This is a genomic window from Bacillus sp. JJ1566 (assembly GCF_036962685.1).
In the GTDB taxonomy this organism is placed as follows: domain Bacteria; phylum Bacillota; class Bacilli; order Bacillales; family Bacillaceae_L; genus Ferdinandcohnia.
Genome location: NZ_JBALOP010000008.1, coordinates 48447 through 62329, shown reverse-complemented (window position 1 = coordinate 62329; position 13883 = coordinate 48447). Strand labels below are relative to the sequence as shown.

Below are 13883 nucleotides of genomic sequence, written 5' to 3'. Positions count from 1 at the left end.
TCATCGCACCGCCACTGTTAAAGTAGTACCATGTGCCACCGTCATTGAACCATCCTGTTGCCATTGAGCCACTATTATTAAAGTAATACCAGATATTATTTACTTTTTGCCAATTAGTCATCATCGCACCACTACTATTAAGGTAATACCAAGAACCATTTTCCAGCAACCAACCCGTTTTCATAAAACCATCGGTTCCCAAGTAATACCAAGTGCTACCGTCCAGAATCCAACCAGTTTGTTGTATTCCGTCTTCATAATAAACCCACTGACCGTTTTTCAACTCCCATCCATTTTCAATCAAAGCAAAATTCATACCATATTGATCTGCATATTCCTTTGCACCTGATGAGGCATGGCTATAAATTGTTATATTTTTGTTTATTGGTTGAGAATTCTCATGGATTAGAATTCCAGAGCCACCGAATTCAAAAAGATTAATAATTGTATCCTTCCCTTGAATAACCACCTCATGTAGAGTACCGTGTCTAAATAGATAATCATCAATCTTATTAACACTGCTTGGAATAACTAACTTTGTTAATCCTTTTGTAGAAATAAATGCATCGTAACGTATTGATTCTGTTCCTTCTGCAACTTCACCAGAAGCTGTACCAATAATTAATTGTTTACCATCTTTGGTATACATTCCTTTTCCATCGATATCTTTAAAGTTTGGATGATCTGTATCTACCTTAATGGTTTGGAGTGGGTTTTTCCCAAACGCTACAGATGCAAAAGAATTAGTAGGACTAAAGCTTATGTTACTTCCAATTATTAATTCTGAAATTTCGTTATCATAAAAGGCTGCTTTTCCAATATATTTTATGGTACTAGGAAGCTTTATATTGGTTAAGACCATACCTAATAATGCTTGATCACCGATCATTTCCGTTCCCTCATTAATTTGGCCAGACATTGTACCTTGAATTAATACTTTTCCATCCTTCGAATATAAACCTTTTCCATCAATGTCCTTAAAGTAGAGATTATCAGGATCTACCTCAATAGATTCTAAAACGTTTCTAGTAAAAACTGCTTGCCCGAGGCTTTTTACATTACTAGGAATATATACATTCGTGATTTTAACCCCATTAAGAAACCCATTAAATGCAAAATCATCGATTTCAACAACTGCTTTGCCATCAATTTCATTTGGTATGTTGACATTTGTGTCAGTCCCTATGTATCTCGTAATCGTAACCGTGTTATCTCCATTATCTACCCATTCAAACTCCTCGTTGATTGGAGTCGTACCTTGTACCTCTGCTTTCGTTATAGGACTCATGAATTGGAAAGCTCCTATTAAAAATATAGTAAAAAGTAGTGTTAACACCTTTTTACTTGTTGGTTTGATTTCAACTGGTTCTAACATTAAATTATTCCCTCTCTTTTTTCATCATTTTTCACCTATTCACCTGCAAAAAAAAAACACCCTAAAAAGGGCATCACAATTCTTAGCTTGCAACTGGCTGGCAATTCTAAAATCCGAAGTAGCCCCTCTAGCTTTGCGTCCTACTCTTTCAAGTAGTTTGCCATAAAAATAGGTATTTTTAACTATATCTAATAGTATAAACTAAATTGGTAGTTTAGGAAATACCTGGGACAAGGGGACAGGTTCCTCGTCCCACCATATTTTTACAGGGACAAGGGACCTGTCCCTCTGTCCCAATCTAGTTAATCCAAGCTCCATTTGCATTGAATTTATAGCCATTTATAGTAGTATTGGCTGCCATTTGACCGCCACTATAGAAGTAATACCACTTGTTTCCTATCAACTGCCCTCCTTTTATTCCCGTTTATATAACCCGTAAAGAGATGCGGGAAACCCTCCTCGTTCTTTTCAATCAATTTTTTGTTCATTAGTTTCATAATTCTGGGTTAATCCTATCAACCTTACTTTTCTTATTTATCCTCGCACAATAAGCAGTAGTCCACCCTATTCATTTAATGGTCCAGTCACCTCAAGGCAATCTCCACTATACGCGTCAAGCTTAACCATTAGTTCTTCTCCATTTTTAGTTATCAGAGTTATATTGAACTCGCGTTTATTCGTTATTTGATTAAAAAAACCGTTCTTTTGATCAATGGAAAGTTTCTCTGCTTCAATATAGGGCCAATTCATTTCCTTGGATTCTATTCCCAATCTTTTTGGTGGAACAAACAAGCACAAAGCTGCATAATCTGTGGCTTTCTCTGTTGTCATTATTGGCTTTTGGTATTCATATGCAAAATAAATAGTAAGTAAAAATAAAATTCGCAAGCTCTTTTTCTTCCAATCTTTGGCCTTAAACACGCTTCGATCACCCTATCCTATACCATATAAAAATGTAATTCGACAATCCCTCCAAAACTCCTGCACAAATAGCACGTGGGTGCAGGAATTTCAGTGCATGATTCAAGAATTATGATTTTGCGAAACTCGAAGACGATGGAAGGGTACTGGATTTAAAGTTTCAAACGGATATAACAACAGAAGATAAATATGTAATTGCTCTTATGCACGTGTGGCTGCGGCGTTGAAAAAAGCCGAGGAAGTTGCTAGTGATGACAAAGAAAACGTTGAAATTGAAAAAGACACTAATTCTACAGACCTAATGGTGATCTTGAGTACAATGAAAATGGGTAGACGAGGGGGGCGATTTTGAAGGTCAGCCGTCCAATTCCTCGGTCAAAATACGAGGGGATTAGACTCTAGATTTCCACTTAGCAAACGGTACTAGTGACAATCGCTGTAAAATAAGGTCATGGGTGGGGATGTTGGTAAAATCCAGTGACAGTTAACACAATAGTGCCCTTTTACAAAGTTGATTAACAACTTCCTGGTTGTTCCAATAAGCAAATAAACTTACGACATTTAAAATAGCTGGGACAAGGGACCTGTCCCTCTGTCCCTACTTTCCCTTTTTTATTTTGTATGTAATTAATTCTCTTATGAATAAGAAGCCGAGGATGACGATTCGGATTGCTTTAAATAGTCCACCTTTATTTTTGCTCATCTTTTATCTAACCTCCACCCCTTATCATACAGTATTCTAGTCGATAAATAAAAAAGCTCTACCTTGGGTTTTGGAAACATTTGTAGTACCACTGGATTACAGAATTTTTCCTGGGACAAGGGACCTGTCCCCCTGTCCCAAAAAAACCGAAGAGCATGATAATTCTCATGCTCTCCGGTTCATTTAACTAGAATACAATATTTTCCCTGGGACGAGGGACCTGTCCCTCTGTCCCTAAGCTTTCAATCTTCTGTTAACTAGGTAAAACACGGTGCCTAGTAATAGGAGCAGTAAGCCAGCTAGAAGGATGGAGTAGGTATTTGTTGCTGTGATTGGTAGTTTATTAGATTTTTCTCCACCTGTTGCTTTGTCTTTAGCGTTTCCAGCATCCCCTGATTTCTCTGGAGAAAGTTTATCTTTTGGTGTTTCGATTTTTTCTCCGTTTTTAGTTTCATCATTGGATGGATTTGGATCATTTCCTTCAGGATCATTTGGCCCCTGTGGATCTGTTCCCTCGTCTTCGCCTGGTTCTTCAGGGTCTGTAGGGTCTTTTCCTTCTCCATCGTCGTTGCTTTCAAGTTCAAAATTCGCTGTGACAGTCGTTGAATTTGAAGGCATCGTGAAAGTAGTTTCTAAACTAGCTGCGTTCTCAAACGCTCCTCCATCTGAGGTCGACCAGTTTTTAAAGCGATAGCCAGCATCAGGTTTTGCAGTAAGATGGATGACTGCGCCGCTTTCATAATTTCCTTCCGAACCAACCGAAATACTTCCACCTTCAGAAGAAACGAGTTTTAGTGAATAAGTCAATGCTTCATCACTAACGGTTACATCAACCGTTCCAACAAATTCACCATCATATGTTGTTGCAGTAACTTGGGTTGTCCCCAAACCAGTAGCAGTAACCAATCCATTTTGGTCGACGCTTGCCACTCCACCATCGCTTGTTGTCCATTTTACATATGGATTACTAGCATTGAAAGGCTTTATTTCTGCATGGAGTTGGAAACTGGAAGCCTCAGGATCATCTAACACGAGTGCCACCTGTTTTTGAGATATTTCCATCCCCGTTACTCGAACCATTTCAATATCTTCAATAGGTTCGTCACTGATTTCTTTTTCCTTTTCGTCAAACACGACCACCATATCTGAATTGTCGTATTCATTTAAATCAGTCTCGAGCGTTTCAATTTTAAAATAATACTGTTTACTATCACTATTATTAAAATTGACGTTATTTAAATCAATCGAGTATACGTACACATAATCTGTATCGTTCTTCAGCTTTCCGATATCTTTAACATCAAGCACGAGTCCATCGATTGAGTCTTCCATGACCTTGATTGCAACATTGGCAGGTGTAGCTGAATGATTTGACACATTGGCTGTTACAATGATTTTGTCATCGAGTCGATGCTGTTGAAGTGTCAAGGATACATTCGTCAGACCTAAAGTAATCACTTCATGATTGTTAGTCTTATCGCGCTCCTCATTTGCATACACGGAAAAATTGATCTCTGTTTCTTTCGTAATACTCGAAACATTAACGGTTTCTTTTAAGTTAACGGTTTCTCCAGGCTTAATCTGGGTCTCGATGGTTTTCTCTAAGAAAACATCATCTCCAATTTGCATTTTTAGAGTTAGCGTGTTCACTTGATTCTCACCAAGATTGGTCACACTAAATTCAATCGGCTGAGTAGCTCCATCCCGTAAAGCCTCGTTCGCATATACATCATTCAGAAGTGTATCTGCTTTTGGCTCCACATTCGCGAAAATGAAAGAATTCTTCGGATCTTCATTCACATACTGAAGTGCGTTCATGATCATCTTCCAATCTCCATTTTTCATCCGCTCAATATCCATATACTGAATCGTAAAATTCTCACTCTCAAAAAGTGAAATCGGAGCACTCCATCCATCATTCGTTCTTAGAGAAGCGTAAACTGTCGAGCTTCCATCTGCTTCACCATGCCATACAATTGCGGATCTTCCCTCATTTTCCAACAACTGATAGGACGATGTGATGACAGCTTCTTGACCAGAATTTATCTGATTTCTAGTTGCTTTTGCAATATCATATTCAATGACACTTCCGTCTGAATGCCAGTAGAAATGATTATCGTTAAATTTGAGGGCTCTTGCATTTGGATTTTGAGAAATCTGTTTAGCTTTACCATCCTTTATGGTATAAATATCAGAATGGCCTTCCTCAGACTGCACGCTATATGCAATACTCAAATCCTCATCCACGTACCCTGCTGAAAGTTCAGTAATATAGTCTGTCGTTTGGTAAACAACTGTTGGGGTAGACCATTTCCCTTGTGATAACGTGCTTTTCATAATTGAATAGGTTCCTGATTCTCCTAATGGGTCGTTTTCACTATTACTTACCCACACCGACGTAAGATTTTTACCATTAGACGCAAGAGTTGCATACATATCAAGTACCTTGTTATCTGTTACAAACTGTTGATTTTCGAATTTCATCGTTTTATTATTCCATTTAGCAAAACTGATTTCACTGTTTTTAGTGACCTCATCAAGCAAATCTTCCACTTCAGTTTCACTTACCTTAGCTTTAGACTTTTGCCAAACGGCATATAATTCATCCTTATATTCAAATGGCTGGAAGAAAAAGTCCGCTGTTTCACTATCCCAAACTGGTACCGGTTCACTCCATGCATTATTTAGATACATGGAATACATTAGAACGGTATGATTACCAATTTCTCTTGTCGGATCATCGCTATGAAATAGCATGACTAACGTATCATCTACTTTTGCAAATTGAGGAATACTGTTCGGCATAATCCAATCCTGTAACATTTGCAGACCTTCCAAAGCATCCTCATTCAATGGTTGGACCATGTTCAATGAACGTAATCTATCTTGATTGGCACCATTCCAATTTGTTGTTTTTTGTGCATAATCCCGTGAAGTTAACGACATTTCAGATTCAATGATTTCGAAATCTTCACCGGCCATTCTCATTAGGTTCTTGTTATCCCTTGGCCATACTTTAATAGTAGATCTGGCAAGAGTATATTCCCAATCAACTACAAACAACAATTTGGCTTTAATCTTAGCCCAGGTTTCAAAGGCTGCATCGATTTCTGGATAAATCTTAATGTTGAAGCCCGCTCCACCTTCTACACCAACGGTTGCCAAGCCACTAACACCAAGACCTCCACCTAATGCCCCCGTAGGTCTAACTTTTAATTCTCCGGAAGCAAGCATCAATTTTTCTTTTTCATAGGAGTATTCCGTACCAACCTGAGCTGAAATTGAAATTTGTCCTGTAAGATCAAGGTACAGCGGAACTGGACCATATAAAAACTGTTGTGAATACACGGATGTATTACTACCAGTTAGAATCACGCCACCTGCATTTTCAAGAATTTTACCATTCTTGTCTTGTTTCACTTCTATATATCCTACAGCATTAACCTTTGGATTCCAGAACTTTCTTTCGATCGTAAATCCGCCTGAATAACCACCATACGTATTTAGTAATCTATTTAGATCAGACAAACGATCACCATTTTTCTGTGCCTTATCAAAGTCTTTTTTATAAGTATTCCATTCGGTGTCTTTTTTCAATAGGTTATCACGTTTTATCCCTATCGTACCTCTATAAGTTACAGTACCATCATCGTTTACCTTTTTTAATATATCAACAGGTAAAGACGGCGCTTTCAATTTAAAATCACCTGGAAAAATACGAGTGATTAAATCATTGTTTATTGATCCTTGTTGTTCTTCAGCGACAAGGAAACTTTGTATGTTTTCTAAACCCTCTCCATTGTTACCTATATCAGACTCAGGTGCTTCATCAATAAATAGATTGATTGTGATCGGCTCACTAGATACATTATTATCTGATACCATCTTGAGTTTAACTGGCTGCTCCGGATTCAACTGAAGCCCAGGGAATAAAATAAACTCACCTGATATACTCCTTAATTGCTTCCCGGCAGGACCACCTTTTTCCCCTTCTTGGTAAAGATAATACATTCCGCCACTTTCCTCACCCCAGTCACCTGCAACCTTTAGGTGAAGCAAATCTTTGTCACCTTCTATAAAACGAACCGTTTGTGATCGTAAATCAAAGTTGGTCTCCCGATCTTGTACTCTAGTAAAATAAGGTAAACCATCGTTGGCATCTGGTTCTAGGAAGAGAAAACGGGCTGTTCTTTTCTTCAAGTCATACTCTTGTTGAATCGTTCTGTACCCTTCCTTCGAAACAGTAACAAGCCTTTTTTCATAAGGTCCGTCATACCTAACCTTTCCATTTTCATCCGTTATGTATTCGGAGTCTCCAACCTTGACTTGAACACCTGAAATGGCTTGACCCGTTTCTTTCGAAGCAACAACAATATGATGTGAATTGCTATCTAAGTATAGTTCCTCGAGAATTTTTAAATCATTTACACTAATATCGCTGACACGGATGGCATATCTAAACATATCCTCCATAGCCGTTTGTGCGTAGGTACCAGTCACTCCACCTTGGGGATGACTATTGTTTCCACCATAGAGATAGTTGTATTCCCATGTCAGACCAGAAGCGATGACCCTCCCTTTTTCTAAAGGATATTCGATAAGAGTCGGTCTATCTGTTGTTGTTTCACGTAAAATAACTTTTGTCCCTGGCGGCAATGTAGCCTCCTCAAAGGAAACATGACTCGTATAATTTTCATAAAGCTCACTATTTTGCAGGACCTTTTGATCCGTCAAGCTACCAGTCACAATTGGATGAGATTGATCTGTTATATAATTTCGATACTCATAGTGACTATTCTTTTGTATTCCACCTGGCAACGCTTCAATTAAATTACCATTTGCCCAGCCACCATCAGCAGCGCCAAAAACGATAACTCCACCAAGTTCAGCAAATGTTTCAAGGTGTTCTTTAAAATCTGTATAATTTTCATAGGAGTTAAATGGCTGGTCATTGGCAAAGACAACGACGGCATAATTTGCTAGATTCACTCTCAAGAATTGCGATGTTGTCACCTTGTCGTATTCACCTATTTTAGATAAGACCTGATCATTTGTGGTTGTACTCCATGGCCTCACATCTTCAATGAGTAATACGCGTTTCTCCGTTACTGCTTCAGATTGATTGATTGACAAATTAGGAGCAATACTATCTTGCTCTGACTCATTATATTCAAGTTCGTACCCTTCAGGCGCCTCAGTAGTTGAAGTGCCCTTCATTGAAGGTTCTTGATTGAGTGCTTCTTCTATTTTACTTGGTTGGTCTTCATTGATTTCTTCTACATTTGGTTCCTGTTGAACAATTACTTCCTCTTCGTTTGGTTGCGCATGCTCATCTTGCGCTTCCACTTCAGTAGAATGGGAATCCTCGCTAGTCAAACCTTCATTTGCCAATTCAAGTTTTAAATCTTCAATTGCTATTTTACTAGAAACACTATTCGCAGACACAGCATAAAATGGCTGAATGAAGATTGTGAGAATCATCATTGTAACCATTAACAAACTTGCTATCTTTTTCCCTTTCATACGCCCTCTCCTATCAAAGTCTTTACCATTACTATAGAAAATAAAACTATAGCAATAATGAGGCTCATAAATTCATACATATACCAGTCCGATAGGTTATAAACCCTAGAAATGTTTGGGTTATTTTTCAAATATCGGATTTGAATTTCATCGCCTATTTCATATCTCCCTCTTAAAAACAACCTTTTGAGTGTCCCGTTATATTTGGTTCCTTTCTGATCTTCATATTGATAGTTGTATTGGTAAGCATCTATATATACGCCATCTACACTACTGTTTTTTAAAACTGGTACCTTCTCATAGGAAATAATTTTGGCAGAAAAAGGTACACCGACTCTATTAAAATATAAAAATAATGCAGTACGAAAAGCAAAAAAACATAACGTTATACACCCAATAAATAGTAAAATCAGGTCTCCAAAATTAAATAATCCATTTTCTTTAAGAAATGAAATCACTTCCATGTGCACCTACTCTCTTATAAAAAATCCATAACAACTCCCTTTTTCTTTTTAAAATACCTTCTTTCATCCATCCCCCCACTTCTGTTTTTAGGTATTAGGAACTGGGTAAAAACTCCCATTCCTTTTATTTCTACACCAACATCCAAATTCCTCCATAAATGTCAGAATATTTTGGTGATAAGTGTCAGACCTGGTCGAGTAGGAGAGGAGCCTTCAAAGCTCGGTTTTACCGAAGCCGAGGACCAGGCCCAGTGGATCAAAAAAACTTACAAATGAACACCCCTTTTTTCGGTTTACCTTTCTATAACAATAGTAAAAGGGGGTTCAAGCGATGTTGAGAATAAAAATAGGTTCCGAAAAGGACATTCAGGAGTATTCTCAGTTTCATGATTATGAAGAATTTAAGGTCAATATGGAGATTTGGCTCATTGATCATCAAAAGAAATTCACAAGAGGAGAAATGCTTGGATTGCATCAATTAATACAATTATCATCAAACATCCCAGGAGTTTGCCACGAAGCGATGAAAACCATCGTTTGTTGTGAGGATTTGAGCTTTAGCAAACATGCCATTTCCCGCTCAACCTTTAAACGAATGATTTGGAAATGTATCGAATTTAACATGCTAACCGCCTATGAAACCGAAAATAAACACAGAGCACAAAGCGGCAACCTATACATATTCCATCCATACCCACCATTTTTAGGTTGATGGGACAAAGGGATGGGATGGGACAAAGGGACAGGTCCCTCGTCCCAGACGAGTTGAAAATGGGACAGTGGACCTGTCCCCCTGTCCCAGAAAAAGGAGTGATTTAGTAATGAGTTGGATTCAAGATGCTGGACATGGTGGTAGTGACCCGGGTGCTGTAGCAAATGGCAATACTGAAAAAATATATACGTTAGAAGCTGCACTCTATGTGGACAAACGCTTGGCGGAGCAAGGAATTGTAAGTGATTTGACTAGGTCAGGTGATGTTACAGTAAATCCTGAACCAAGAACCTCGAAGGTGAAGAAATACAAGAAGTGCATTTCCCATCATTTTAATGCAGGTGGAGGAAGTGGAGTTGAGACCATCCATTCAATTTACTCTGAAGGCAAGTTTGAGCAATTGCTGATTGAAGAGTTTAGTAAGGCTGGGTATCCAGTTAGACCAAGACCAGTGTACACCCGCAAGAATTCTTCCGGTGGCGATTATTACTATATGCATAGACTAACAGGAGCCTGCCGAACAACTATACTTGAGTACGAATTTGTGGATGGCCCACAATCAGAAAAGATCAAGGATAAAACCTATCGTGAAGGTATGTATGAATGTGTGGTACGTGCGATTTGCCGAGAGGAAGGTGTAAGTTATAGGGAACAAGGTTTGGGTTCCGGACAATCGCCCGCATCTACACCAAAACCAGCCGATCTGGCAAAAGAGAACCTAGTAGTTGACGGTTATCTTGGTTCCAAAACTATCAGCGCTCTCCAACGATATTTCGGAACTCCAGTAGACGGCTTCATTAGCAAACCATCCGTAGTCATCAAAGCCTTGCAAAAATGGCTTGGCGTAACGCAAGATGGATACTTCGGGCCAATTACAATTACTGCTTTACAAAAACGGTTAGGCACACACGTTGATGGATATATTAGCAAACCATCTCTTGTAATTAAAGAATTGCAAAAAAGATTGAACAAAGGAAACTTGGGATAGTGGGACACGGGGACAGGTCCCTCGTCCCACCTCTTTTTTTCTGGGACACGGGACCTGTCCCTCCGTCCCTAACATACCACCTATCCCTCATAAATTTCCAAAGGCAAGTCATCAGGATCTTTAAAGAATGTGTACTTTTTACCTGTTATTTCATCAAAACGTATATCTTCTACAGCGACATTTTTTGATGTTAACTCCTTCACCGCTTCCACGATATTCTCAACTTCAAAAGCTAAATGTCGAAGACCCGCTGCCTCAGGGTAACTCGGTCTCTTTGGAGGGTCAACAAAAGAGAACAACTCAATCTGATAAGTATCTCCAACTGCCAAATCAAGCTTGTACGAACCACGTTCTGCGCGAAAAGTTTCGTTTAAAACAGTAAAACCCAGCTTATTTACATAAAATTCTTTGGACTTATCGTAGTCCGAACAAATGATAGCTACATGATGAATACGGTTAATTTTCATAGTGGACAGCCCCTATCTAAATTTTATCAATTGCAATCAAAAACAGAATTTTGTAAAACGTGCGCTGCACTTCGTTCCTTTCCCAAAAACATTATATTTGTCTCCAAATTTGTACGCAGACTCCGCTTTTCTTATTGTCGGATACTAAATTAATAGTATAACAGTTTAATTTCCAACACCATTTCTCCTACACAATAAATCCAAACAAACGTTTAATTGAATTAAAAACTTCGCAGAATTATTCCCCTAAAACACTAAACAAATGTTCGTTTGAAATCAGCCTTTTCCATCCTATTATAATAAACTGGTACTCGAAGATACTAAAAGTGGGACACGGGACCTGTCCCTCCGTCCCTATTTCAAAATAATATTGTGGAAAAGTTTAGGTTGTTTTGTTATAATCTCTAAAATAACTTTTTGAGGAGTGCTTTTTTCAAGTGAATGCAGGACAGCGGCAATCTGGATTGGACATCGTGAGGTCTTTTGCAATTTTATTTGTACTTTCTGTACATTTTTTCTTAAATACTTATTTTTACAGTACACCCATTATAGGAAAAAATATGTATTTCGAAACTTTTTTTCGTATGTTTTTTATGATTTGTGTCCCTTTATTTTTAGTCCTAACTGGGTACTTACAAACAAATAAAATGCCAACCAAGTCTTATTACAAAAAACTTTTACCAATATTGATGGTCTATATTATATATTCGATTTTATCCCTTTTATATTTCCACTTTATTTTAAATGATGATAGAAGCTTGAAGGAATATATTTATTCCATCTTTAATTTCTCTGCGGATGGATATTCTTGGTATATTAATATGTATATTGGGCTGTTTTTACTAAGTCCTTACCTTAATATTTTGTATAAAAATATCCCTACGAAGAAACAGAAAATCCTTCTTATTTCATCCCTTTTGTTTGTTACTTCATTTCCGGACTTTTTTAATAGATATATTGGAGGACAACTATTTTTTTCGGCTAACTATTGGATTCCAATGTATCCGATCACTTATTACTTTTTAGGAAGTTTTATAAAAGAGTATCAGATAAAAATAAATAAGTTTAAAGGGGCATTGCTATTAATTGTCCTTTGTATAGTAGGGACTATTATTGAAATTTTTGCGGCAAAAGGAAATGTCTTTTCAGGTAGTGCAGGGTATTTTGGTTCTTTGATCATTGCATTTCAAACTGTTGTATTTTTCCTTGTTTTTTATGATATCAATATAAAATCGAAACTACTTACAACATTATTTGCTCTTATTTCTGTTCTTTCTTTAGATATATATCTTGCTTCATTTATATCTGACAAAATTGTTTATTCCTATTTTTTATCGAAATATCCGGGTTATATGCAACAAGAGCTCTTTTACTTTGCGCCAATTGTGGTATTGTCTACATTTCTGTTGGCATTTATTATGTCATACTTACGGCATAAGCTAATCAGAATAAGATAGTCCATAGTTGCATTTACTGTGGGGAAGGACAGTCTAAAAAGGGATCTCTGCTTACTGACAAAGCCATCACAATCTCTTCCTTGTGATGGCTTTTATGATTGGACTTCACAATAAAGGAATTCAAACAAGCGTTTGTTTGAATTTAAAAACATAGCGAAAAGGGAAACTTGGGTACACAAGAACCTATACGTAATTCTAGCTTTGAATCGAAAAAAATAGTTCAAGAAATTGCTTCCCGGCGCTAACACTAGAAAGCACATACACACCCCATCCCAAAAAGGGATTTTGACAGCATGGGTGAGAATAGAACAGCCCTTTATTCCTTCTCAGAGACAATAACCTATTCCCATTTTGTTTAAAAAGCAGTTTGTAAAAAGTGGTTTAAAAATCTTTCAGCATCAACTTTAGTGCAAACATTTATTTTTGGATCTTTCTCGAGGGTTCCTATTGTTTTGCCAGTTTCAATCCCTTCTTTTACAACTTTCACATTCATGGATTCTTTTGTTACAAAACTGGAATCAATCGCAACGGCAACGGCAAGTGGATCATGTAAGGCACATCCATTAATGCCCGGATAAAACATTTCATAAGCTTTCATATAATGCTCAGTCATGTTAGTGAATAGTCTAACTTCATACTTTTCACTTACTCTCCACTTATCCAATTCAGTTAAAGGCAATAATGTTTTCATCGTTACATCTAGTCCAACCAAAGTGATTGGCAAACCTGAGTTAAAAACAACATCAGCTGCTTCAGGATCTGATACGATATTTGCTTCACCATATGGAGTAACATTACCAGGTACCGTAACTGCACCACCCATAATGATTACTTCTTTTATTAATGGGATGATATCAGGTGCTAGATTAATAGCGAGCGCTAGATTTGTTAAAGGGCCGACTGCAATAATTGTGATTTCATTAGGTCTAGACCTTACTTGGTCAATCAGATAATTAACTGCCGTTTCATTAGCAACCGTTCGAATAGGATTAAAATGAAGTGCATTTCCTAAACCATCTTCACCATGCACGAGTGTAGCATATTTTGGTTTGCGAGTAAGTGGTTTACTGGCACCTTGATATACAGGAATATCTTTTCCAAGCATTTGTAAGATGGCTAGGGAATTACGAGAAGCAATAACGGCTGGTACATTACCAAAACAAGTTGTAATTCCTAGTACATCTAGTTCCGGAGAGCCTAAAGCATATTTAATCGCTAATGCATCATCAATACCTGTATCAACGTCTAAAATAATTGGTTTCAAATCTTTCAC

Annotated in this window: 10 protein-coding genes and 1 riboswitch; of the genes, 3 read left to right on the top strand and 7 right to left on the bottom strand. The window is 37.6% G+C overall.

Annotated elements, in window-relative coordinates; genetic code table 11:
• The 5 genes from V7112_RS05480 to V7112_RS05460 form a co-directional block, all read right to left on the bottom strand.
• On the bottom strand, positions 1-1375 hold a 1375-nt coding region (locus V7112_RS05480), incomplete at its 3' end, for a leucine-rich repeat protein (protein ID WP_335416518.1).
• 85 nt (positions 1376-1460) lie between these two features.
• Positions 1461-1547, bottom strand: a riboswitch (cyclic di-GMP riboswitch).
• Between the two features lie 126 nt (positions 1548-1673).
• Positions 1674-1778 (bottom strand): hypothetical protein, encoded by a 105-nt coding sequence (locus V7112_RS05475; protein ID WP_335416516.1) that lies wholly within the window; start codon positions 1776-1778, stop codon positions 1674-1676.
• 161 nt (positions 1779-1939) lie between these two features.
• The gene (locus V7112_RS05470) at positions 1940-2296 is read right to left on the bottom strand and encodes a hypothetical protein (RefSeq protein ID WP_335416515.1); all 357 of its coding nucleotides are present in this window, start codon (positions 2294-2296) and stop codon (positions 1940-1942) included.
• A gap of 937 nt (positions 2297-3233) precedes the next feature.
• The gene (locus tag V7112_RS05465; protein ID WP_335416514.1) at positions 3234-8522 is read right to left on the bottom strand and encodes an InlB B-repeat-containing protein; all 5289 of its coding nucleotides are present in this window, start codon (positions 8520-8522) and stop codon (positions 3234-3236) included.
• The gene (locus V7112_RS05460) at positions 8519-8986 is read right to left on the bottom strand and encodes a DUF3592 domain-containing protein (protein WP_335416512.1); all 468 of its coding nucleotides are present in this window, start codon (positions 8984-8986) and stop codon (positions 8519-8521) included. The genes V7112_RS05465 and V7112_RS05460 overlap by 4 nt, the downstream gene beginning before the upstream one ends.
• A 331-nt stretch (positions 8987-9317) precedes the next feature.
• Between V7112_RS05460 and V7112_RS05455 the strand changes: the two genes are divergently transcribed.
• Positions 9318-9698: a hypothetical protein gene (locus V7112_RS05455; RefSeq protein ID WP_335416510.1), complete on the top strand. Its 381-nt coding sequence runs from the start codon at positions 9318-9320 to the stop codon at positions 9696-9698.
• A gap of 109 nt (positions 9699-9807) precedes the next feature.
• Positions 9808-10686, top strand: a complete 879-nt coding sequence (locus V7112_RS05450; protein ID WP_335416508.1) for an N-acetylmuramoyl-L-alanine amidase — start codon at positions 9808-9810, stop codon at positions 10684-10686.
• Positions 10687-10766: 80 nt separating this feature from the next.
• Here V7112_RS05450 and gloA2 read toward each other — a convergent pair whose 3' ends face one another.
• Positions 10767-11153 (bottom strand): SMU1112c/YaeR family gloxylase I-like metalloprotein, encoded by a 387-nt coding sequence (gloA2, locus tag V7112_RS05445; RefSeq protein WP_335416506.1) that lies wholly within the window; start codon positions 11151-11153, stop codon positions 10767-10769.
• Positions 11154-11590: 437 nt separating this feature from the next.
• On the opposite strand from gloA2, the gene V7112_RS05440 reads away from it, so the two are divergent.
• A complete protein-coding gene (locus V7112_RS05440) occupies positions 11591-12610 on the top strand; it encodes an acyltransferase (protein ID WP_335416504.1) in 1020 nt (339 codons plus the stop codon).
• A 355-nt stretch (positions 12611-12965) separates the two neighbouring features.
• On the opposite strand, the gene V7112_RS05435 is transcribed toward V7112_RS05440, so the two are convergent.
• Positions 12966-13874, bottom strand: coding sequence for a nucleoside hydrolase (locus V7112_RS05435; RefSeq protein WP_335416502.1), 909 nt, complete (start codon positions 13872-13874; stop codon positions 12966-12968).
• Between the last annotated feature and the right edge of the window lie 9 nt (positions 13875-13883).